Below are 23,523 nucleotides of genomic sequence, written 5' to 3' on the forward strand. Positions count from 1 at the left end.
GCCCTGGGTCNTTCCCNCCCCTCCGATTCCGCCCAATGCCAGGATCACCGGCAGCAGCACCCACGGCGCCAGCATCATCGGCAACGTCTCCGAGGAGATCGCGCCGATCGTGGTGAGTGCCCGCGGTGACAGCGTGTAGGCGAGTGCGGCGATGACCCGCGAGGTGGTGCTGCCGATCTTCAACGCCTCGGCGACCCGCAGCACGCCCCAGAAACCGACGGTGAGCAGCAGCGCCCACCACAACCGTTGGGTCACCCAGCCCGGGACGCCGAGCAGGTCGCCGGCCAGGAAGAAGGTGCCGTGGGGAAACAGGTAGCCGTAGGCCTGGTTCTGGGCCTGGCCGAACGGCAGGTCGCTGTTCCACAGGCTGAACGCGCGGGCCAGGAAGCGCAGCGGGTTCGCGGTGAGATCGAGCTTGGTGTCGGGTGAGATCTGTCCCGGAGACTGGGCGAACGTCAGGACCAGCGCCGCCGCGGCGGCCACCCACAGCCAGCGCCGGGAGAGCGGCTCGAGCGTCCCCGGGCGGGATCGGCTGGTAGCGGAGCGCAGGAGCGGGGCGTCCCGGGAATTAACTTCTGTCGCCGTACTCGACCCTGTTGAGAACGGACGACGCCGGATCGCCTGCTTGCAGCGGCGGCTTGGTGTCCTGCTGGACCATCAGCGTCACCCCGAACACGGCAGCCGCGCCCAGCAGCAGGCCGACGACGATACTGGCGGCAGCGGGCACGAGGAACCGATCCATGAGCCTCAAACTAGCACGCGCGGCATCATGGCCCCGGCGCCGCGAACAGCACCGGGTGATGCCCCTTACGCAGCACCTGATCACCCGGCACCGTGTTGAGGCGGGCGGGGCTAACGCCGCGACAGCGGCTGCCATTAGTGTCGGGACGCATGGTCATCCCCCGAACTCGATGGACAGCGCCCGGTGCCCTGCTGGCGATGGTGGCGACGGTCGCCTTCTCCGCGGGCTGCACCTCGGCCGACGACCAGACGGCAGCACCATCCAGCGCACCGTTGGCGATGGCGGCCGGCCCGGTCCCGAACAACGCGCCACCGCCCGCCGCCCCCGTCCCGGCCGCACCGGCCTGCGGCGATCCGGCCGCGATGTCGACGCGGGACAAGCTGGCCCAGCTCCTGATGGTCGGGGTGACCGGGGCCGCCGACGCCCGCGCGGTCGTCGACACCCACCACGTCGGCGGCATCATGATCGGCAGCTGGACCGACCTGTCCATGCTGTCGGACGGCTCCCTGGCCGACATCGCCGCGACCGCGGGCCCGCTGCCGTTGGCGGTGAGCGTCGACGAGGAGGGGGGTCGGGTCTCGCGGCTGTCCAGCGTGATCGGTTCGCAGCCCGCCCCCAGGGTGCTGGCGCAGAGCAGCAGCCCCGAAGAGGTGTACGCCATCGCGCTCGACCGCGGTCGCCAGATGCGCAACCTGGGGATCACCATCGACTTCGCGCCCGTCGTCGACCTCACCGACGCTCCGGCCAGCACCGTGATCGGCGACCGGTCCTTCGGTTCGGATCCCACCGTGGTCACCGACTATGCGGGTGCCTACGCCCGCGGGCTGCGCGACGGCGGGTTGCTGCCGGTGCTCAAGCACTTCCCGGGGCACGGGCAGGCGTCAGGCGACTCCCACGAGGGCAGCGTCGTCACCCCGTCGCTGGACACGTTGCAGGCCAGCGACCTGGTGCCCTACCGCACGCTGACCGCGGAAGCGCCGGTCGGCGTCATGGTCGGGCACATGGAGGTTCCCGGGTTGACCGGTAGCGAACCGGCCAGCCTGAGCCCGGCCGCGTACGCGCTGCTGCGCTCCGGCGACTACGGCGGTCCGCCGTTCAACGGCGTGGTGTTCACCGACGACCTGTCCAGCATGCGGGCGATCACCGACCGGTTCGGGGTCGCCGACGCGGTCCTTCGCTCGCTGCAGGCCGGCGCGGACGTCGCGCTGTGGGTGACCACCAGAGAGGTTCCCGCGGTGCTCGACCGGCTGGAGAAGGCGGTGGCGGCCGGCGAACTGACGATGTCCGGTGTGGACGCCGCGGTGACGCGGATCGCGGCCGTCAAGGGTCCGTCTCCGCTCTGCGGCGGCTGATCGGCGCGGCATTGCTTACCCTGTGGTGAGAACACGTCGCAGGAAGGCGGACCCATGGCAGGTGGTACCAAGCGGTTGCCGCGTGCTGTCCGCGAGCAGCAGATGCTCGACGCGGCCGTGCAGATGTTCTCGGTGAACGGCTATCACGAGACCTCCATGGACGCGATCGCGGCCGAGGCGCAGATCAGCAAGCCGATGCTCTACCTGTACTACGGCTCCAAAGAGGAACTGTTCGGCGCCTGCCTGGACCGGGAGCTGACCCGGTTCGTCGACGAAGTCCGCACCAACATCGACTTCGACGATGCGCCGAAGGAACTGTTGCGCAGCGCAGTGCTGGCGTTCCTGAAATACATCGACACCCACCGCGCGTCCTGGATGGTGCTCTACACCCAGGCCACCAGCTCGCAGCGGTTCGCCCACACTGTGCGCGAGGGTCGCGAACGCATCATCGAACTCGTCGGCCGGCTACTGCGGTCGGGCACCCGGTCTCCGGGGCCGGACACCGATTTCGACATGATGGCCGTCGCACTGGTGGGGGCGGGGGAGGCGGTGGCGTCGCGGGTCAGCACCGGTGACGCCGACGCCGACGAAGCCGCCAAACTGCTGATCGACCTGTTCTGGCTCGGCCTCAAAGGGAAGCCGTCCGACGCTGCGGTCGACGCCGCGGCCGTCGCCTCCCACTAGCGGCCCGCTCAGGCCGGTGTCACCGACCCGGTGAGGTGCGGGTGTCCCTTGGTGAGGTGGCGCAGGGTGAGCTCCCAGCCGTCGGCACTGCGGTCGACGTACAGGCCGGCCTGCGCAGGCAGCACCACCGGCTTGGCGAACCGCACCGAGTAGCGCACCGCATCCGGCAGCTGCCCCTCGATGTTGGCCAGCACGGCAGCCGCGCTGAACATGCCGTGCGCGATCACCGTGGGGAACCCGAACAACTTCGCAGCGACGGCGTTCGTGTGGATCGGGTTGTGGTCGCCGCCGACCGACGCGTAGTGGCGGATCTGGCCGGGCGTGATGCGCAGCACCGCGTTCGGCGGTCCCAGCTTCGGCTGCTTCTGTGGCGGAGGCTTGGGCTCGTCGGACAGGCTGGTCCGCTGCTGGTGCAGGAACGTCGTCACCTGATGCCAGGCGGTGTCGTTGCCGACGTTGACGTCGGTCACGATGTCGACCAGCAGACCCTTGCGGTGCTCGCGCAGGTTCTCGGCATGCGCCGAAACCCCGACGGTGTCGGTGACCGAGATCGGCCGGTACTGGGTGATGTGGTTCTCCAGATGCACCGAACCCATTGCGGCGAACGGGAAGTCGAAACTCGTCACCAACGACATCACCGTGGGGAAGGTCAGCGCGAACGGATAGGTCAGCGGCACGGTGTCGCCGAACCGCAGTCCGGTGACGGTGGCGTACTCGGCGACGCTGGCCGGGTCGATGGGTAACTCGTCGACGGTCAGCGTGCGGTCGGGCAGGGTGTCGTCGCGGGGCACGAACGGCAACGCGCCCGCAACGGCACGCAGCATGTTCCGCAAGCCCGAAGGCTGCTCGGTCATGATCCTCGATTCGCTTCGCAAGCTTCGCTCACCGTCACGCCCCCAGCATGGCCTGGCCGCACACCCGGATGGTGTTGCCGGTGACCGCGTTGGATGCCGGGTTGGCGAAGTAGGCGATGGCCTCGGCGACGTCGACCGGCTGACCGCCCTGGAACAGCGAGTTCAGCCGTCTGCCGACCTCGCGGGTGGCCAGTGGGATCGCGTCGGTCATCTTGGTCTCGATGAACCCCGGCGCGATCGCGTTGATAGTGATGTTCTTCTCGGCGAACGGCGGCGCCAGCGCGTCGGTGAGCCCGATCATGCCCGCTTTCGTCGCGGCGTAGTTGGTCTGGCCGCGGTTGCCCGCGATCCCCGCCATCGAGGACAACCCGACGATCCTGCCGCCGTCACCGATGACGCCGTTGCCCACCAGGCCTTCGGCCAGGCGCAGCGGGGCGAGCAGGTTCACGGCGATGACGGAGTCCCAGCGGCCTTCGTCCATGTTGGCGAGCAGCTTGTCGCGGGTGATGCCGGCGTTGTTGACCAGGATGTCCAACCGGCCGTCATAGTGCTCGCGGACATGCTCGGTGATCCGGTCGACGGCATCCGCTGCGGTGACGTCGAGGGTCAGGGCGGTACCACCCACCTTGGTGGCGACTTCGGCGAGGTCCTCGGCCGACCCCTCGATATCGACGGCGATCACCTTTGCGCCGTCGCGGCCGAACACCTCGGCGATCGTCGCACCGATGCCGCGGGCGGCGCCGGTGACCACCGCCACCTTGCCGTCCAGCGGCTTGTCCCAGTCGGCCGGCGGCGTGGAGTCGGCCGCGCCGACCCGGAACACCTGAGCGTCGACGTAGGCCGACTTCGCCGACAGGATGAACCGCAGCGTCGACTCGAGGCCGGTCGCGGCGGGCTTGGCGTCCGGGGACAGGTAGACCAGCGCGGCGGTGGAGCCGTTGCGCAGCTCCTTGGCCAGCGAGCGGGTGAACCCCTCGAGTGCACGCTGGGCGGTCCGCTCGTGCACGCTGTCGATGTCCTCCGGGGTGGTGCCGATGACGACCACGCGGCCGGAATGGCCGAGGTTGCGGAGCAGGGGCGTGAAGAACTCGTAGAGCCCCTTGAGGCCCTCGGGCTCGGTGATCCCGGTGGCGTCGAAGACCAGGCCACCGAAGGAATCCGCCCAGCGGCCGCCGAGGTTGTCGGCGACCACGTCGTAGTCGTCGGCCAGCGCAGCACGCAGCGGTTCCACCACGCGTCCACCGCCGGCGGAGCCGGCGATCGAGCCGGAGCCGGCGGAGCTGCCGATCAGCAGGGATCCGTCCAGGGGTGACTGCCCCGGGCGGTAACGGCGCAGCGGTTCGGGCTGCGGGACGCCGAGCTGTTTGGCCAGGAACCCTCCCGGCCCGGAGTTGACGACTTGTGAGAGGAGGTCGGAAGCCACAGCGCTGCCTTTCGGAAAATCTGAGGTACGTCTTCGATTTGAACTCGGTCCGTTGTGGGGTACCCACTGTTGTGCTGCTCACGAACTTACTCCAGAGTAATAACGGTGGGTAGTATGACCCTCGACACCCCAACGATCCTCGCGACGCCGGGAGGCAGATGTGGCCGACAACAAATCAACCCGCCGGGTAGCAGTTCTCGGAGGGAATCGGATCCCGTTCGCGCGCGCGGACGGCGCGTACGCAAACGCGTCCAACCAGGACATGTTCACCGCGGTGCTCGACGGTCTCGCCGACCGGTTCTCCCTCAAGGGCGAGAAGCTCGACGCGGTCATCGGCGGCGCGGTGCTCAAGCACAGCCGCGACTTCAACCTGATGCGTGAGTGCGTGCTGGGCAGTGCGCTGTCGTCCTACACCCCTGCTTTCGACCTGCAGCAGGCATGCGGCACCGGCCTGCAGGCCGCCATCTCCGCCGCCGACGGCATCGCGCTCGGCCGTTATGACGTGGCGGCGGCCGGAGGGGTGGACACCGCCTCGGATGCGCCGATCGCCTTCGGCGACGACCTGCGGCAGGTGCTGCTGGGGCTGCGTCGTGCCAAGTCGAACGTGGATCGCCTCAAGCTGGTCGGCAAGCTGCCTGCCTCGCTCGGAGTGGAGATCCCGGTCAACAGCGAGCCGCGCACCGGAATGTCTATGGGGGAGCACGCGGCCGTCACCGCCAAGGAAATGGGCGTCAAGCGCGTCGATCAGGACGCGCTCGCCGCGGCCAGCCACAACAACATGGCCGCCGCCTACGACCGAGGCTTCTTCGACGACCTGGTGACCCCGTTCCTCGGCGTCTACCGCGACAACAACCTGCGTGCGGACTCGTCGGCGGAGAAACTGGCCAAGCTCAAACCGGTTTTCGGGGTACGCAACGGCGACGCGACGATGACGGCCGGCAACTCGACACCGCTGACCGACGGTGCCTCGGTGGCGCTGCTGTCCAGCGAGGAGTGGGCGGCCGCACGCTCCATTCCGGTGCTGGCCTACTTCGTCGACGGAGAGACCGCGGCGGTGGACTACGTCAACGGGCCCGACGGACTGCTGATGGCCCCGACCTACGCGGTGCCGCGGCTGCTGGCGCGCAACGGGCTGTCGCTGCAGGATTTCGACTTCTACGAGATCCACGAGGCGTTCGCGTCGGTGGTGCTGGCGACGCTGGCGGCGTGGGAGTCCGACGAGTACTGCAAGGAGCGCCTCGGTCTGGATGGGGCGCTCGGCGCCATCGACCGGTCGAAGCTCAACGTCAACGGCTCGTCACTGGCCGCGGGGCATCCGTTCGCCGCGACGGGCGGCCGGATCCTGGCTCAGCTGGCTAAGCAGCTGGCAGAGAAGAAGGTGCAGACCGGCCAGCCGGTCCGCGGCCTGATCTCGGTCTGCGCCGCAGGTGGGCAGGGTGTGACGGCCATCCTGGAGGCCTGAGAAAAAACCTCGCCCAGGGCTGTAACGCCCGCCGGTGAGGGATCGATACATGGGATAGCTCCGTGTTGCCGTCTGACCCCCCGACCCGACGGCAACACGGGGCTCTTACTTTCGGCACTACAGTTCCTGGCATGCAGATCAGCATGTTCGGACAGCTCAGCGGTGCCGGGGACGGCTCACCGATCGACGCCACCATCGCCAACCTGGCGCAGCTGCGTGACGAGGGTTTCGGCAGGGTCTGGATGAGCCAACTTCCCTTCGAGCCCGACCTTCTCACCGTGTTGGCCGTGGCGCTGCGGGAGGTCGACGGCATCGAGGTCGCCAGCGGTGTCGTCCCGATCCAGAACCAGCACCCGATGCAGATGGCGCAGCGCGCGCTGACCGTCAGCCTGGCTTCGGGGGGCCGGTTCCTGTTGGGTCTCGGGATGACCCACGCCGCCGTCACCGAGGGTATGTGGGGCATCCCCTGGGACAAGCCGGTGCGCCGGCTCAACGAATACCTCGACGGGCTGCTCCCGCTGCTGGCGGGCGAACCCGCCGATGCGGTCGGGGAGACGGTCACCACCCGTGGCGCGCTGATGATTCCCGGTGCCCCCCGCCCCGATGTGTACATCGCCGCCCTGGGGCCTCAGCTGCTGCGCCTGGCGGGCCGTCGCACGTCGGGCACGTGCACCTGGATGACGGGGCCTACCACCCTGCGCGACCACGTCAGCCCGACGCTTCGGCAAGCCGCGGCCGACGCGGGCCGCCCCGACGGGTCGGTGCGCGTCGTCGCCGCTCTGCCGGTGGCCGTCACCGACGACGTCGATGCCGCGCGTCGCCAGGCCGCCGAGCAGTTCGCCATGTATGGCACGTTGCCCTCCTACCGCGCGATGCTGGATCGAGAGGGCTACGCGGGGCCGGAGGACGCGGCGATCATCGGCGACGAGCAGACGGTCTCGCAGCGACTGGACGAGCTGGCCGCAGCCGGCGTCGACGAGTTCGTCGGGGCCCCGTTCGACCCGTCCGCCGAAGGGCGGGCGCGGAGCCGCGCACTCCTCCGCAGCAAGGAGACCTGACCGAAAATCGGGCTGGTGTGACGTCACTCACAGGCGTAGCATCGATCGCACGACGGGTTCGGGAGTGACAGATCCAAAGAGTCGACAAGGGATGAAAGTCGGCCGCGTGAGACCAAGAAGAACGCACCCAATTGTCCTCCCGAACCCGCCCTTATGCGCCGGTCCCGCTCGCGAGCAGACATAAAGTCGCACAGTTCACTCGCAATTCGCGCGAGTTTGTGTCTGTTCGCCGGTCGAGTGGCTCCCAATGCAAGACGCCCCCGGGAAGAGTCCGGGGGCGTCTCGAACTGAAAGACCTTCTCTAGAAGGCCGCTTCGTCCAGTTCCATGACCTCGTTGTCGAGGTTGTCCACGATCGAGCGGGTGCTGGTGAGCAGCGGCAGGAAGTTCTTCGCGAAGAACGACGCCACCGCGACCTTGCCCTCGTAGAACGCGCGGTCGTCACCCGTCGCTCCGGCGTCGAGTTTCTCGATCGCCACGGCCGCCTGCTGCTGCAGCAGCCAGCCGATCACCAGGTCACCGACGCTCATCAAGAAGCGCACCGAGCCCAGCCCCACCTTGTAGATGCTCTGCGGATCCTCCTGCGAGGCCATCAGGTAGCCGGTCAGGGTGGCGGCCATGCCCTGGACGTCTTCCAGTGCGGTCGCCAGCAACGCGCGCTCTGCCTTGAGCCGGCCGTTGCCGGCCTCGGCCTTGACGAACTGCTCGATCTGGCCGGCGACGTGCGCCAGCGCGACGCCCTTGTCCCGGACGATCTTGCGGAAGAAGAAGTCCTGAGCCTGGATCGCGGTGGTGCCCTCGTAGAGCGAGTCGATCTTGGCGTCGCGGATGTACTGCTCGATCGGGTAGTCCTGCAGGAAGCCGGAGCCACCAAAGGTCTGCAGGCTCTCGGTGAGCTTGGCGTACGCCTGCTCGGAACCCACACCCTTGACGATCGGGAGCAGCAGGTCGTTGACCTTGACCGCCAATTCGGGCTCGATACCGTGCAGTTCCTTGGCCACCGCCGCGTTCTGGTGGGTGGCGGTGAACAGGTACAGCGCGCGCAGTCCCTCGGCGTAGGCCTTCTGGGTCATCAGCGAGCGACGCACGTCCGGGTGATGGGTGATGGTCACCCGGGGCGCGGTCTTGTCGGTCATCTGCGTCAGGTCGGCGCCCTGCACCCGCGTCTTGGCGTACTCCAGCGCGTTGAGGTAGCCGGTGGACAGCGTGGCGATCGCCTTGGTGCCCACCATCATCCGGGCCTGCTCGATGACGTCGAACATCTGCGCGATGCCCTCGTGCACCTCGCCCACCAACCAGCCCTTGGCCGGAACACCGTGCTGGCCGAGCGAGAGCTCACACGTCGTGGAGATCTTCAGGCCCATCTTGTGCTCGACGTTGGTGACGAACACGCCGTTGCGTTCACCGGGCTCGCCGGTTTCGGGGTCGAACAGGAACTTCGGGACGAAGAACAGCGAAAGCCCCTTGGTGCCCGGGCCGGCGCCCTCAGGGCGGGCCAGCACAAGATGCATGATGTTCTCGAACAGGTCGTCGGAATCGGCAGAGGTGATGAAGCGCTTCACGCCGTCGATGTGCCAGGTGCCGTCGGGCTGCTGGACGGCCTTGGTGCGCCCGGCGCCGACGTCGGAGCCGGCGTCCGGCTCGGTCAGCACCATCGTGGAGCCCCAACCGCGTTCGGCGGCCAGCACGGCCCACTTCTTCTGCTCCTCGGTGCCGAGGTTGTGGAAGATGCCGGCGAATCCGGCGCCCATCGCGTACATGTACACCGCGGGGTTGGCGCCGAGAATGTGCTCCTGCAGCGCCCACGACAGCGCGCTGGGCATCGGCGTGCCGCCGAGCTCCTCGCTGATGGTCAGTTTGTCCCAGCCGCCGTCGATCACGGCGCGCACGGACTTTTTGAAGGCCTCGGGCAGCTTCACGCTGTGGGTCTGGGGATCGAACACCGGCGGGTTGCGGTCGCCCTCGGCGAACGACTCCGCCACCGGGCCCTCGGCCAGCTTGGCCATCTCCGCCAGCATCTCGGCGGCGACGTCGGCATCGATGTCTGCGTACTCGCCCTGGCCCAGCGCCTTGTCGACGCCGAGCACCTCGAACAGGTTGAACACCTGGTCACGGACATTGCTCTTGTAGTGGCCCACTATTCCTCCTCGATGAGAACGCCACATGCGGTTGGGTACTTCGGCTAAGTTACCCACCAGTAACTGTGTCCGACTATACCGCCCGGTAACTTCAACGCAAAGCGACTGTGAGCAATTTCCGGCGATCGGCCAACCCGGCAGTTGGGCGGGCACCGGAATCGCGCTATTTCTGGCCTCTGAGCTGGACTTCTGCGTGGCTGTGATGATGGTCACCTTGACCCGGTTAGGGTGTATCGGTGGAGTCGAGAACACGGGTCGCGGTGTGGGGAACGGGCAACATGGGGGCGACCTCGATCCGATCGGTGACGGCCTTCCCCGGGCTCCGGTTGACAGGTGTCATCACGTCGTCGCAGGACAAGGCGGGTTCCGACGCCGCCGTCCTCGCCGGACTCGAAGGTGACACCGGGATCGCCGCGTCCACCGACGTCGACGCGGTGCTTGCGCAGTGCGACGCCGTCGCCTACATGGCATCCGGCGACATCCGCCCGGACGAGGCCGTCGCCGACATCGAACGCTGCCTGCGCGCCGGCGCGCATGTCGTCACCCCGTCGCTGTACTCGCTCTACGACCCGCGCTCCGCGCCGCCGGAGTGGGTGCAACGCCTCACCGCTGCGGCTGAGGAGGGCGGGGCGACACTGCTCGTCAGCGGCGTGGACCCGGGCTGGGGCAACGATGCGCTGGCGGTGACCGCAGCGGGACTGTGCACCAGGATCAAGACGATCCACTGTCAGGAGATTTTCGACTACTCCACCTACGACCAGCCCTACGCGGTGAAGGTGTCGTGTGGTTTCGGGGGCTCGATGGACGAGATTCCGATGATGCTGCTGCCGTCCATCCCGACGATGGTCTGGGGCGGCAACCTCCGGCTCATCGGCCGTGGTCTCGGGCTGGAGATCGACGAGATCACCGAGGACGTGCAACGCCGCCCACTCGAAGAGTCCGTCGACACCGTGATGGGCCGATTCGAGAAGGGCACTCAGGGCGCCTTCTGGCTCAAGGTCATCGGGTGGTCGGGTGGACGCGAACGGATCGTCATCGACCACATCACCCGGATCCACGAGTCCTGCGCGCCCGATTGGCCTTACCCCGACGAGGGTGTCGGCGACCACCGGGTGATCATCGACGGCGACCCGCAGCTGACGATCGTCAGCCGGGCCGACGTTCCCGGCGGCACCCGCGCCGACGGCGGTAACACCACCGCCGCCAACCGGCTGCTCGGCGCGATCGGCTGGTTGGCCACCCAGAAGCCTGGAATCTACGACGGTCTCGATGTGCCGTTGCATCCGCCGCTTCCGCCGGAGGTGGAGGCGACGCGGTGGTCGACCGACTGACTACCGACCCGCGAGGCGCTTGTTGACCAGCCTGGTGAGCCACGCCGGCGAGAAGCGAGATCCCAGCGCCAGCACCTTTGCCTGTGTCCCGACCGCGAAATGCACCTGGCTGACCAGCCGCCGCGGCAACGTCGGTTCGACCGCGGACACGATGTCCTCGGCGATGTCCTGGGCGCTGAGCCGGATACCCAACGACGTCGTGGTCCCGGTCTTCACGTCCCGGGTCATCGCGGTCTGCACATACAGCGGCCACATGTCGATCACGCGGATGTCGTGATCACCCCACTCGAGGTTGAGCGCCTCGGTGATCGCCCTGACGAAGAACTTGGTGGCGCTGTAGTTGGCGAGCTCGGCCTGGCCGTAGATCGCCGAGGCCGACGCGAGGTTCACCACCACCGCCCCCGGGGTCGTCTTGAGGTGGGGGAACGCCCCGTGCAAGCCGTTGACCACGCCTTTGATGTTGACGTCGATCTCGCGGTGGTGCACCGCGACGGGGATCTCCTCGAAGTGTCCGGCGTTGAGCAGGCCGGCGTTGTTGATCATCACGTCGAGCCGGCCGCCGGCGCCCGCGACGAACTCGGACAACCGCTGGGACACCTCGTCGGCGTCGGTGACGTCGAGATGCCCGACAACACCCGCACCGCCGACCGCGGCGATGTCGGCGGCCAGAATCTGCAAGCCCGTCTCGTCGATGTCGTAGCCGCCCACGAAGTAACCGCGTCCGGCGAACAACAAGGCGGTCGCCCGGCCGATACCCGTCGCGGCCCCTGTGATGAACACCGTCTTCGTCATACCTGCCCCTTTGCCACAGTCAATTGAGTTGCCACACTGCAAAATTCATACACAGGCGAACCCCGACCAGACGAGGTAGGGCAGCAGTGGAACAACGGGGTTCAGGCGGCGTTGAGCACCAACTGCACGGCATACACGGCCGGCGGATGGCGGGTTTGCGCCGACGGCGCCGATCGAGACGCCCAGCACCAGCCGTGACTTCGGGCGGGTGCTGGACGTCTCGGCCACCATGGACGGCAGGTTACCCGTCGGTGCTGGCTTCCTTACCGGCCCGGCTGTGGCCATTTGGTGACGACTGCTCGGCTACGGGGATCTGTTCGGCCTGTTCGGCCTGTTCGGCCTGTTCGGCCTGTTCGGCCTGTTCGGCCTGTTCGGCCTGCTCGGCCGGTTCGGCCTGCTCGGCCGGTTCGGCCTGCTCGGCCTGCTCGGCCGGTTGCGCCGCTGACTCCGTGTCGGGCAGCTGCGCCACCAGATACTCGGCAAGCCCGCCGATGGTCGGGTAATCGAATACCGCCGTCGCGTTGAGGGTGAACTTGCCGCCGAACTGGCTGTGCAACCGGTTGCGCAACTCGATCGCCATGAGCGAGTCCGTACCGAGATCCAGGAACCGGCTGGTGGCTGCCGGCGGCTGCGCCAGCCGAAGGAAGTTCTGCACCTCGCGCTGCAGGAACTCGGTGACGAACGCCGCACGCTGGGGCACCGGGATCTCCAGCAGTTGCTTGAGAACTTCGCTGTCCTCGGTGGCCTCGCCCGCCGCACTGGGCAACACGAGGTCCAGGATCGGCGGTCGCGCACCGCCCAACACCTTGGCCGCACGCTGCCAGTTCGCCTTGAGGATGGTGGCCTGGCCGGTGCCGTGGGCCACCGCCTCACCCAGCGCAGCCAATGCTGCCGACGGTTCCAGCGGGATCAGGCCCTGAGCACTGATGTTGGCCGTCGCCGCCTCGGAGGAAGCCATCCCGCCCTGGCCCCAGGGGCCGAAGTTGATCCCGGTGGCCGGCAATCCCAATGCTCGCCGCCGGGCGACCAGCCCGTCGAGGAACGCGTTGGCCGTCGCGTAATTGGACTGACCGGGGGAACCGAACAGACTGGACACCGACGACGACACGATGAAGAAGTCGAGGTCGTCGTCCTGGGTCAGGCGATCCAGGTACGAGGCGCCATACGCCTTGGCTGCCAACGACGTCCGGAACCGTTCCGGGGTCTGCTGGGACAGCAGTGCATCGTCGAGCACACCGGCCAGGTGCACCACCCCGCCCAGCGGCGGCAGCTCCGCGCGGATCTGGTCCAGCAGCGCTGCCACGGCGGCTTCGTCACCGACGTCGGCGCTGTGGACATGGATGCGGCACTTGAAACGTTCGACCATCTCGTCGATCAGCTGTTGGGTGTCGGCATCGGGTGCGCGCCGGCTGGTGAGCACGATGTCACCGGCACCCAATTGGGCGAGGTAGGACGCCGTGTGCAGACCGATGGCGCCGAGCCCGCCAGTGATCAGGTAGCTGCGGTCGGCCCGCGGCTGCAGCGGGGCCGGGATCTGCACGACGATCTTTCCGATGTGACGCGCGGTCTGCATACGCCGGAATGCGGCCCGCGCCTCGGTCACCGGGTAGATCTCGGCCGGCAGCGGTGTCCACTCTCCGTCGGCCAGCCCCTGCGACACCTCTGTGAGCAGGTCGCGAATGCGGTCGGGTTCGGTGAACATCACGGTGTCCAACGCGACGATCTCGTAGGCGATGTCGGGCCGCGCCTCGGCCATCCGCTCCGGTGACCAGATGTCGCGCTTGGCGATCTCGGCGAAACGGCCGTTCGAAGCGGTAGCCCGAAGGGTCGCATCGATGAACCCCTCTCCGGTCAGGGAGTTGAGGACCACGTCGACACCGGCACCGTCGGTGTCAGCCAGGATCTGATCCGCGAAATCGGTTGTGCGCGAGTCATAGACGTACTTGACACCCAGCTTGCGCAACGTCGCACGCTTGAAGGTGCTGGCCGTGGCGAAGACCTCGGCCCCGCACTTCTGGGCCATCTGGATGGCCGCGAGCCCCACCCCACCGCTGGCCGCATGGATGAGCACCTTGTCGCCCGGCTTGATCCGAGCCCAATCGAACGCCAGCCGAACAGTCAGCGCGGCAGCGGGGATCGTCGCGGCATCCACCGCGCTCACCCCGTCCGGGATCGGTGCCAGGAACTGAGCGGGCACGTTGAACCGGGTGGCGAAAGCACCCTGCATGGAGCCATAAACTCGCTGGCCCACCTGCAACCCGGTCACGCCGTCACCGAGCTGGGTCACCACCCCGGCGAAGTCACCGCCGATCGGCCCGGGGTCGCCAGGATAGAGACCCAGGACGTTGAGCACGTCGCGGAAGTTCAGACCGGCGGCTTCGACCCGGACCTGCACGTAACCCTCGGCCGGTGCCGACACCTCGGTGTCGACCAGGCGGAGGTTGTCGATCGCCCCGCGCTCGGTCGGAGCCAGCACGAAGTCGCCCCCTCGCGGTACCGCGAGGTTGCCGCTGCGCGCCCACGGCAGGAGCCGGGAGGCCAGCAACTTTCCTTGCCGAATCGCCAGTTCCGGTTCGTCGACCGGGGTGGCCATCAGACCGGCGACCGCGCTCACCGCTTCCGGCGAACCGTCACAGTCGACCAGGCGGCACCGCAGCGCAGGTTCTTCGTTGATCGTGGTGCGTCCGAATCCCCAGAGAGCGGCTTGCCCCGGGTCGACGGGTTCACCGGATTCGGTGGCCACCGCCCGCTCGGTGACGATCCACAGGCCGCCGGGGAGTTTCACCTCCCCGCCCTGCGTGGTGTGTACCGCGCTGAGCAGGTGGGTCACCTCGGCCTCGACGCGTGCGGCGAGCTCGGTAGCCGACTCACCGGCGCTGCCTGCCTTACTGCGCCAGATCACGCCGGCGAACGGCACGCCCTTCTCGTTGGCCTGGGTCAGGACCTGGCCCAGGGACTCGGAATCGGCGGACCGATCGAACGGTATGCAGCCGGCCACCTTGCCTGCCAGCTCATCGAAGCCGGCGATCAGCCAGGTGCCCTGCGGCGCGGCGGCGCCATCCTCCTCGGTGCCGGGCAACGGCACCTCGTGCCAGCCGAGCGTGTAGAGCAGCCGGGTGGCGTCGCCGCCGAGACCGCGCAGCAGTGCCTCGCGCGGTGCGCGCTTGACGGTGAACTCACGGATGCCGCCGAGCAGGCGACCATCCCGATCCAGGAAATCGAGGTCGAAGACCTGGGTTTCGGCGTTGAGTTCATTGCTGTGCCACTTGGTCCGGCAGTAGAACCGGCGCGGCATCTTCTCCTTGAGCATGACCTGTCCGTAACGCAGTGGCAGGAACAGGTCGTTGACACCCTGCTCGGCCGCCAGCACGGCCGGGAACGCGGGGAATGCGACCCCCGTGCACAGATCCATCAGCACCGGGTGCATCGGCTCGGCGCCGAGTTGCTCGGCGAGTTCCTCGCCCACCAGGATGTCGCCGATCGCTTCGCCGTCGCCCAGCCACAGCGACTTGAGTGAGCCCGACCATGTCGGTCCCCAGGACAGTTCCAGGTCAGCGAAGGTCTCGAACAACTCCTGCGGACGCATCCGGGTCAGCCGATCGACCATGTCGTCGACCGGTTCGGACTGCTCGGGGGAAGCGTCTTGTTCGGCGGCACCGGATAGCACCGTGCCTTCGGCGTTGAGCGCCCAGTCGGCAGTGCGGTCGCCGAACGGGCGGCTGTGCACCTGGAACTTCCACTCACCGTCGTGGTCCATCGGATGCAGCGTCAGCTGCATCTCACGAGAGCTCTTCTCGGGCAGGATGATCGGCTCGTAGAAGAACACGTCCTTGGCGTGCGCCGGGGTGCCGACAGCGGCCAGCGCCATGGCTGCGTACGTCGCGCCGGGGACGACGACGGTGCCGTAGATGACGTGGTCGGACAGCCAGGGCTGAGTCTTGACCGACAACCTGCTGGTGTAGATGGTGTCGCCAGAGGCGAGGTCTTTCTCCGCGCCCAACAGGCCGGACTGGGTGGGACCGTCGATGGTGATTCCCGACGTTCTCGGCCAGAAGCGGCGCCGCTGGAACGGGTAGGTCGGCAGCTCCACCCGGCGGCGGTGCTGGCCGTGGAGCGCGGCAAAGTCGGGCCGATGTCCGCTGACGTAGGCCGCTGCCAGCGCGTCGGCGATCTGGTGCCGGTCGGCAACCCCCTTGCGCAGCGACACGATCGCCCGCGGAGCGGCCAGATGCTCCGGCCAGACCTGGACCGCGGCACCGGTCAACACCGGCTGCGGTCCGATCTCCATCAGCACCGAGCAGCCGAGTGCTGCGATGGTGCGCACGCTCTCGGAGAACTGCACCGGCTGACGGGAGTGCCGGCGCCAGTACGGAGCGTCGAGCAAGGTCTGGCCGGCCAGCACAGCGCCGGTGCGGTTGCACACCAGTGGCAGCGTCGGCGCTGCGAACGTCAACTCTGCTGCCAGCGACTCGAATTCGTCGAGGACGGGATCGAGCAACTCCGAGTGGAAGGCGTGGCTGGTTTCCAACCAGGTGCAGCGAATAGCGTCTTCACCGAACTTCGCGACGATCTTCTCGAGGTCCTCGCCGGGCCCGGAGAGGACGGTGTTGGGCCCGTTGTAGGCGCCGACCGAGACCCGCGGGAACTCGGCCGAAACCGCTTCGACCTGCTTGGGGTCGGTGAAGATCGCCACCATCCGGCCACCCTCGGGCAGACTGCCGAACAGTCGCCCGCGGTGGGCCATCAACCGGGCCCCGTCCTCGAGGCTGAACACCCCGGCCACGCAGGCGGCGGCGTACTGGCCGACACTGTGGCCGAGCACCACGTCGGGCACGATCCCCCACGATTGCCACAGCCGGGCCAGACCCATCTCGACGGCGAACAACGCGGGCTGGGCGAATGACGTGTGCCGCAACAGGCCGGCAGTCTCGCGGTCGGTGGCGAACAGCACGTCAAGCAGCGGGCGGGGCAGGATCTCGCCGACCGCCTTGGCGCACTGGGTCACCGTCTCGGCGAACACCGGTTCACTGTCGAACAGTTCGCGCGCCATACTCGCGTACTGACTGCCCTGACCAGTGAACAACCACGCCGTCGTCGGGTGGTGGCTGTGCTCGCCGCGGACGACGCCGGGACGTAACCGATTCTCGGCCAGATCGGACAGTGCCGCGCGGGCGCTGTCCACCGAATCGACAACCATCGCCGCCCGGTGATCAAAATGCGAGCGTCCGGTACCGGCGGTCAGGCACACGTCGGCGATATCGGCGTCGGGACGGGCGCTCAACCAGGCTTCATACCGTTGAGCCAACTCGGCCAGGGCCGCCGGTGACTTCGCCGAGAGCGCAAGCACGTTGATCGCGTCTTCCCCCGACCCGGGTTGGGTAGCTGATGCGACGGCTTCCTCGCCCGGGGTCTGGGTTCCATCACCGACGACCGGCGCGCTCGGTGCCTCCTCGATCAGCACGTGGGCGTTGGTCCCGGTGAACCCGAACGAGCTGACGCCGGCGCGGCGCGGTCGGCCATTGGCCGTCCACGGCGTTGGCTTGTCCACGACCTGCACCGCTAGCGAATCCCACGGAATATGCGGCGAAGGGGTCTCGAAGTGCAGGCTCTGCGGCAGCAGATTGTGCTGCAGAGACAATACGACCTTGATCAAACCCGCTGCGCCGGAGGCTGACTCGGTGTGACCGATGTTGCTCTTCACCGAGCCCATCAGCAGTGGCCGGTCCGCCGCGCGCGAGCCGCCGTAAGCGGCGGCTGCGGCCTGGACTTCGATCGGATCACCAAGAGGGGTGCCGGTCCCGTGCGCCTCGAGGTAGTCGACGTCCGCGCCGGTCAGACCGGCACGCGTCAACGCGGTCCCGATGAGCCGTTGCTGAGCACCACCGTTGGGCACTGTCAGGCCGCTGGAGGCGCCGTCCTGGTTGACCGCACTGCTCGGTATGACCGCACAGATGCGGTCGCCGTCTCGCTGGGCGTCGCTGAGCCGCTTGAGAACCAACATGCCGCAGCCTTCGCTGCGGACGTAGCCGTCCGCGGAGGCGTCGAAGGTCTTGCACTGTCCGACCGGCGAGAGCATCCTCGCCCGCGATGCGGCGACGACGGTGACAGGGCTCAGCAGGACGTTCACCCCACCGGCCACGGCCAGGTCGCAGTCACCGGAACGCAATGCCTGACTGGCTTGATGCACGGCCACCAGCGAAGAGCTGCAGGCAGTGTCGACGGCCACTGCGGGCCCCTCGAATCCGAGTGCGAACGCGACGCGTCCCGATATCGCGTTGAGCGCGTTGCCGGTGATGAAGTGTGGCTCGATCTTCTCGATCGGTTCGGCCGACAACAAGTGCGCGTATTCGTTGGCGGCGACGCCGGTGAAGATGCCGGTCCGGCTGCCACGTAGAGCCGCTGGCGAGCACCCGGCACGTTCCAGTCCTTCCCAAACGGTCTCGAGTACGAGTCGCTGCTGGGGCTCGATCCAGACCGCTTCACGGGGGGAGATGCCGAAGAACTCGGGATCGAATCCGTCGATACCTTCCAGGAATCCGCCGAACCGCGTGTAGGTCTTGCCGGGGACGTCGGGGTCGGGGTCGTAGAACTCGTCGATGTCGAAGCGGTCCTCGGGGACTTCGCTGATCGCGTTGAGCCCGTTGGACAGTAGGTCCCAGAACGCTTCTGGATTCGGGGCACCCGGGAATCGGCATGACACCGCGATGATCGCGATCGACTCGTCATTGTGCGCGGACGAAACCGCTGCCGGGGCAAGCTGAGCCGCGGCCTCGGCGAGGCCGAGCACATCGCCGAGCAGGTAGTCGGCGACATCGGAGAGTCGAGGATGATCCATCGCCAACGTGGCCGGGATCTCGTGGCCGACGCCCTGTTCGATGCGGCGCCGCATTTCGACGGCCATCAGCGAGTCCATGCCGATGTCGAAGAAGCCGGTGTCCTCGCGGATCTCCGCGGCGTCGATGCGGGTGATGTCGGCTACCGATTCGCGGAGGTAGTCGGTGAGCAGCTTCTTGCGCTGTTGAACTGGAGCATTGGTGAGCCGTTCAACGAGCGCGGTCTTGCCCGACGCGGTCAGAACAGCTCCGGCGACGGTGCTGGTTTCGGGAAGTTCGCGCTCCAACTCCGCGAAGATCGCCCGTCGGCCCGCCTGCTGATACAGCGGCAGGAATCGCGCCCAGTCGACCCTGGCCACCATGCCCTGCGCGGGTCCCGGCGTCGACGCGGTCGCCACCACGTCGGCCAGACCGTCCAGAGCGTGGGTCGGTGACAGGGTCTTGATCCCGCGTTGTTCCAACCTGGCGCGGGATTCCGCGTCGGCCATGCCCGCCGACCAGGGGCCGAAGTTGACACTGACTCCGGCGATACCGCGTTCCCGCAGGCGCCAGGCAAGAGCATCGAGGAAGGCGTTGGCCGCCCCGTAGGCGGTTTGACCGAACCCGCCCCACACCGAGGCGATCGACGAGGTGCTGATGAAGAAATCCAACGGGAGGCCGGCCGCAGCCTCGCTCAGATGCCAAGCACCCCAGACCTTTCCGGAGAACACCCGATCGACCTCATCGTCATCGAGGTCGGTCAGCGCGGTGGTGCCGATTTCCCCGGCGGCATGCACGATTCCGCGCAGCGCCGGCATTTCGGCTCCCACCATGTCCAGGAGCCGTTCGACTTCCCGGGCGTCGGACACATCAGCGGTCACGACGCGGAACTCGCAATCGTGCTGTCGACCGAGCTCGTCGATACGCTGTTGGGTCGCTTCCGCGGGAGCACGCCGGCTGGTGAGCACCAGGTGTTTGGCACCTTGAGCGGCCAGGTAGCCGGCAATTTCCAGTCCGATCGCGCCCAGACCCCCGGTGACCAGGTAGGTAGCGTCCTCGCGCAGCTGCAGCGGTGTACCGCTGGGCAACTCGGCGTGCCGAACCAGGCGTGGGACGTAGACGGCCTGATCGCGCAGCGCGATCTGATCCTCGCGATCTGCCGTGTCGCGGGCCGCCGAGACCCGATCGATCAGCGCCGACCAGTCTTCGGCTGTGTCCGCACCGGCGGCGGGCATGTCGGCAAGTCCGCCCCACAGGTGGGGCATCTCCAGGGCTGCGGCTCGGCCGAATCCCCAGAGGCAGGCCTGATCTGGGGCAACCGAGTCGGAGTCGGTGACCCGCTGTGCACCGCGGGTCACCAGCCAGATTGGGCTGCGCAGTCCGGCGGTGTTGGCGGCGCAGAAGAGTCGACGCGTCCCGCTCATGATCCGTTGTTGCATTCGCTCGACACGCGCCGTCGCAGGTGCGTCGCCCGCGGAATCGAGAGCCGCGACATTCACGATGCGCACGGACGTGTTCTCGGCAGCAGCGGCCTGCAGTGTGTCGACCAGTTGCTCGGCATCGGCCTCGGATGCCGGTAGCCCGACGCTCCGGTGCTGCTGGCCGCATGCGTCGAGTGCCTCGACCAGCGGTGCGACGGCAGCGTCTTGCTCACCGACCAGGATCCACAGCGAACCTGCGGCAGTCATCCCGGCTGGAGCCGGGGCAGCAGCGACGTCCCAGCGGATCTCGTAGCGGGCGTCGGCGATCGACTGGGTGCCGCGCTGGCGGTTGTGCTGCTGGGCGAGCTTGGTCAACACGCTCAGGGTCTGTGGATCGGTGTCGGTGCCGTCGAGCAGCGCCGCGAGTTCCTGGACGCGCCCGTCTTCGAGGAGCCGCATGGACTGCGTCTGGGCCGAGCTCTTGCGCTGGTGGCTGGGCCTGCGCGCGTCGGCGCGGTTGTCCCAGAACCAATATTCGCGATGTTCGAAGGGATAGGTCGGCAGATCCACTTTGCGTGCGCGCTGACGCCGGAAGGCGGTGAAGTCGGGCAGGTGGCCCAGCACGTAGGCATCGGCGACTGCTTCGGTGATCTGCCGATGATCGGCGGAGTTGCGGCGCATCGAGGCGATCGCGCGGGGCGTGGTGGCCTGGGCCGGCCAGGCGCTCAGAGCAGCGGCGGTGAGGATCGGGCGTGGACCGATCTCGACCAGCACTCGGCAGTTCAGGTCCGCGAGCGTGCGCACGCTCTTGGCGAACTCGACCGGCTGGCGCGCGTGCCGACGCCAGTACGCGCCGTCGATCACGACGCTGCGGCCCAGCGCTGCACCGGTCCGGTTGTCGATCAAGAGGCGCTGCGGGGTTCGATACGTGAAACCCTCTGCATACGACTCGAATTCGTCGAGGATCGGGTCGAGCAGCGCCGAATGGAACGCATGGCTGGTCTCCAGCCAGTCGCACCGGACACCGTCCTTCTCCAAGGGTGCCACGGCGCGTTCGAGGTCGGCGGCAGGGCCGGACAGCACCGTGTTGGCGCCGTTGTACGCGGCGACGGACAGCGTCGGGAAGTCGTCGGTCAGTCGTTCCACGCGATCGGCGGCGGCGAACACCGCGACCATGCGGCCACCGGCGGGCAGGCTACCGAAGAGCCGACCCCGTTCGGCCATCAGTCGCATACCGTCTTCGAGACTGAACACGCCGGCAACGCAGGCAGCCGCGTACTGACCGACACTGTGCCCGAGGACTATGTCGGGTTCGAAGCCCCAGGACTGCCACAGTCGGGCTAGACCCATTTCGACGGCGAACAACGCCGGCTGGGCGTAGGAGGTCTGCCGCAGCCGTTCCTCGCTGGCGGTGCCTTCGTCGTCGAAAACCACACTCAGCAAAGGCTGTTCAAGTACATCTACGACGGCCGCGGCGCACCGATCCATGGTTTCGGCGAACACCGGTTCGGTGTCATAGAGCTCACGCGCCATGCCGGGGTACTGGCTGCCCTGGCCGGTGAACAGCCATGCTGTCTTCGGGGTGTCGTGCGACTCCCCGCGGACGAGACCGGGGACGGGCCGGTCCTCGGACAGCGCGGCCAGGAGCTCACGTGCCTTGTCCCGGGAGTTGACCACCAGTGCGGCGCGGTGCTCCAAATGGGAACGTCCCACCCCGGCGGTGAAGCAGACATCGGCGAGGTCGGCCTCGGGGTTCTGCTCCCACCACTGGCGGTACTGATCGGCGATCCGGACCAACGCCGACGGTGTCCGAGCCGAGAGCGGCACGATGCTGAACTTCTCGTCGGCGGACTCGTCGACCGGCGCGGAATCGGTCAGATGGGGTTGTTCGGGAGCTTCTTCGACGATGACGTGGGCATTCGTGCCTGCGAAACCGAACGAGCTGACACCGGCAATGCGGGGCCGGCTGTTGCGCTCCCAGACCGTGGATTCCTTGACGACCTCCACCGGAAGCCTGTTCCAGGGGATGTGGGGTGAGGGATTCTCGAAGTGCAAGTGCTTGGGCAGCAGGCCGTTCTCCAGGGCGAGGACGACCTTGATGACGCCGGCGATACCGGCCGCCGCTTCCAGGTGACCGATGTTGGTCTTGACCGATCCGATCAACAGCGGCTGCTCGGGGTCGCGCCCGACTCCGAAGGCTGCACCCGCGGCCTGGGCCTCGATCGGGTCACCCAGCGAAGTTCCGGTGCCATGGGCTTCGAGGTACCCGACCTCGCTTGGTGCCAGGCCAGCGCGGTTGAGTGCATCGGTGATCACCCGTTGCTGGGCAACGCCATTGGGCACCGTCAAGCCACCTGATGCGCCGTCCTGGTTGATTGCGCTGCCGCGAATCACCGCGCGGATGTGGTCGCCGTCCCGCTGGGCGTCCTCCAGCCTCTTGATGACGATCACGCCGCAACCTTCGCCCCGGACATAGCCGTCGGCTGCCGCGTCGAAGGTCTTGCAGCGGCCGTCCGGCGCGAGCATCTGCGCGTTGGAGAAAGTGATCATGGTCGCCGGAGTGAGCAGGACGTTGGCACCGCCGGCCAGGGCCAGGTCGCATTCCCCCAGTTGTAGCGCCTGGCATGCCTGGTGGATGGCGACCAGCGACGAGCTGCACGCGGTGTCCACCGCGACTGAGGGCCCCTGCAGGCCCAGTCGATAGCTGATCCGGCCGGCTGCTGCGGCGTTAGATGTTCCGATGGCCATGTAGGCCTCGATCTCGTGGTAGTCCAGCTCCGCGGCCGCCATATTGAGGTAGTCATGGGTCGCCAAACCCACGAAGACCCCGGTATTGCTGTTACTCAGCGAAGACGGCGCCATCCCGGAATGCTCGACGGCGCGCCATGCGGTTTCGAGCAGGAGGCGGTGCTGCGGATCCATCAGCCGGACCTCGCGCGCTGACATTCCGAAGAACGGTGCATCGAATCCGGTTGGATCCTCGACGAATCCGGCGCGGCGGGTAACGATCTTGCCGGCTGCGCCCGGTTCGGGGTCAAAGAAGTCGTCGACGTCCCAGCGGTCCTCGGGTACCTCGGATATCGCGTCGCGCCCGTCGCGGAGCATGCTCCAGAACCGGTCGGCATCGGGTGCGCCGGGGAACTGCGCGGCATAGCCGACGATCGCGTATCGCTGGACTCGTTCGTTCTGGAACTCGGTTGAATGCATGACCGTAGCCCCCCCTCCCTACTCGGCAGTAAGATACCATTCTGGGCGGTAAGCGTAACTTACCCAACCGTAAATACAACTGGTACCTCAGTCTTAGCTGAATTCGACCCCTGGGCCACTATTGCACGGCGGGGCCGAGGGGCGCGAGGCCTCCGAACATGAGTTTCCGTCGCGGTCGAGCCCGGCCCGAAGGTGCTCCGGTAGGTTGATGCCGCCACGAGATTGCTGGGCCGCCGATTGGCCTCACA

The 23,523-nt window shown here is 67.6% G+C and carries 11 protein-coding genes and 1 pseudogene; 5 read left to right on the top strand and 7 right to left on the bottom strand.

What is annotated here, in order from left to right:
* Window positions 1-549, bottom strand: a 549-nt coding sequence (locus BEMPMBAN_RS07275; protein ID WP_200845910.1) for an alpha-(1->3)-arabinofuranosyltransferase domain-containing protein, incomplete at its 3' end; no start/stop codon positions are given.
* 19 nt (window positions 550-568) lie between these two features.
* The gene (locus BEMPMBAN_RS07280) at window positions 569-742 is read right to left on the bottom strand and encodes a DUF2613 domain-containing protein (RefSeq protein WP_014813542.1); all 174 of its coding nucleotides are present in this window, start codon (window positions 740-742) and stop codon (window positions 569-571) included.
* Between the two features lie 149 nt (window positions 743-891).
* On the opposite strand from BEMPMBAN_RS07280, the gene BEMPMBAN_RS07285 reads away from it, so the two are divergent.
* Both BEMPMBAN_RS07285 and BEMPMBAN_RS07290 read left to right on the top strand, forming a co-directional pair.
* Window positions 892-2,094, top strand: a complete 1,203-nt coding sequence (locus BEMPMBAN_RS07285) for a glycoside hydrolase family 3 N-terminal domain-containing protein (protein WP_234897342.1) — start codon at window positions 892-894, stop codon at window positions 2,092-2,094.
* Window positions 2,095-2,148: 54 nt separating this feature from the next.
* Window positions 2,149-2,778 (top strand): TetR/AcrR family transcriptional regulator, encoded by a 630-nt coding sequence (locus BEMPMBAN_RS07290; protein ID WP_159229693.1) that lies wholly within the window; start codon window positions 2,149-2,151, stop codon window positions 2,776-2,778.
* An 8-nt stretch (window positions 2,779-2,786) separates the two neighbouring features.
* Here BEMPMBAN_RS07290 and BEMPMBAN_RS07295 read toward each other — a convergent pair whose 3' ends face one another.
* Both BEMPMBAN_RS07295 and BEMPMBAN_RS07300 read right to left on the bottom strand, forming a co-directional pair.
* The gene (locus BEMPMBAN_RS07295) at window positions 2,787-3,632 is read right to left on the bottom strand and encodes a MaoC/PaaZ C-terminal domain-containing protein (RefSeq protein ID WP_159229694.1); all 846 of its coding nucleotides are present in this window, start codon (window positions 3,630-3,632) and stop codon (window positions 2,787-2,789) included.
* Between the two features lie 34 nt (window positions 3,633-3,666).
* Window positions 3,667-5,055, bottom strand: a complete 1,389-nt coding sequence (locus BEMPMBAN_RS07300; RefSeq protein WP_159229695.1) for a 3-oxoacyl-ACP reductase — start codon at window positions 5,053-5,055, stop codon at window positions 3,667-3,669.
* Window positions 5,056-5,215: 160 nt separating this feature from the next.
* Here BEMPMBAN_RS07300 and BEMPMBAN_RS07305 point away from each other — a divergent pair, with 160 nt between their 5' ends.
* Together BEMPMBAN_RS07305 and BEMPMBAN_RS07310 are read left to right on the top strand one after the other, a co-directional pair.
* Window positions 5,216-6,517, top strand: coding sequence for an acetyl-CoA C-acetyltransferase (locus tag BEMPMBAN_RS07305; protein ID WP_159229696.1), 1,302 nt, complete (start codon window positions 5,216-5,218; stop codon window positions 6,515-6,517).
* A gap of 131 nt (window positions 6,518-6,648) precedes the next feature.
* The gene (locus BEMPMBAN_RS07310; protein WP_159229697.1) at window positions 6,649-7,575 is read left to right on the top strand and encodes a TIGR03564 family F420-dependent LLM class oxidoreductase; all 927 of its coding nucleotides are present in this window, start codon (window positions 6,649-6,651) and stop codon (window positions 7,573-7,575) included.
* A gap of 301 nt (window positions 7,576-7,876) precedes the next feature.
* Here BEMPMBAN_RS07310 and BEMPMBAN_RS07315 read toward each other — a convergent pair whose 3' ends face one another.
* Entirely contained in the window at window positions 7,877-9,712 is a 1,836-nt protein-coding gene (locus BEMPMBAN_RS07315) for an acyl-CoA dehydrogenase (protein ID WP_159229698.1), read from the bottom strand.
* Between the two features lie 236 nt (window positions 9,713-9,948).
* Here BEMPMBAN_RS07315 and BEMPMBAN_RS07320 point away from each other — a divergent pair, with 236 nt between their 5' ends.
* A complete protein-coding gene (locus BEMPMBAN_RS07320; RefSeq protein WP_159229699.1) occupies window positions 9,949-11,043 on the top strand; it encodes an NAD(P)H-dependent amine dehydrogenase family protein in 1,095 nt (364 codons plus the stop codon).
* Here BEMPMBAN_RS07320 and BEMPMBAN_RS07325 read toward each other — a convergent pair whose 3' ends face one another.
* The gene (locus tag BEMPMBAN_RS07325) at window positions 11,044-11,835 is read right to left on the bottom strand and encodes an SDR family oxidoreductase (protein WP_159229700.1); all 792 of its coding nucleotides are present in this window, start codon (window positions 11,833-11,835) and stop codon (window positions 11,044-11,046) included.
* Window positions 11,836-12,265: 430 nt separating this feature from the next.
* Window positions 12,266-23,275, bottom strand: a pseudogene (locus BEMPMBAN_RS07330) (type I polyketide synthase); the annotation flags it as partial.
* Between the last annotated feature and the right edge of the window lie 248 nt (window positions 23,276-23,523).

This window comes from Mycolicibacterium austroafricanum (assembly GCF_902705885.1).
GTDB lineage: Bacteria > Actinomycetota > Actinomycetes > Mycobacteriales > Mycobacteriaceae > Mycobacterium > Mycobacterium vanbaalenii_A.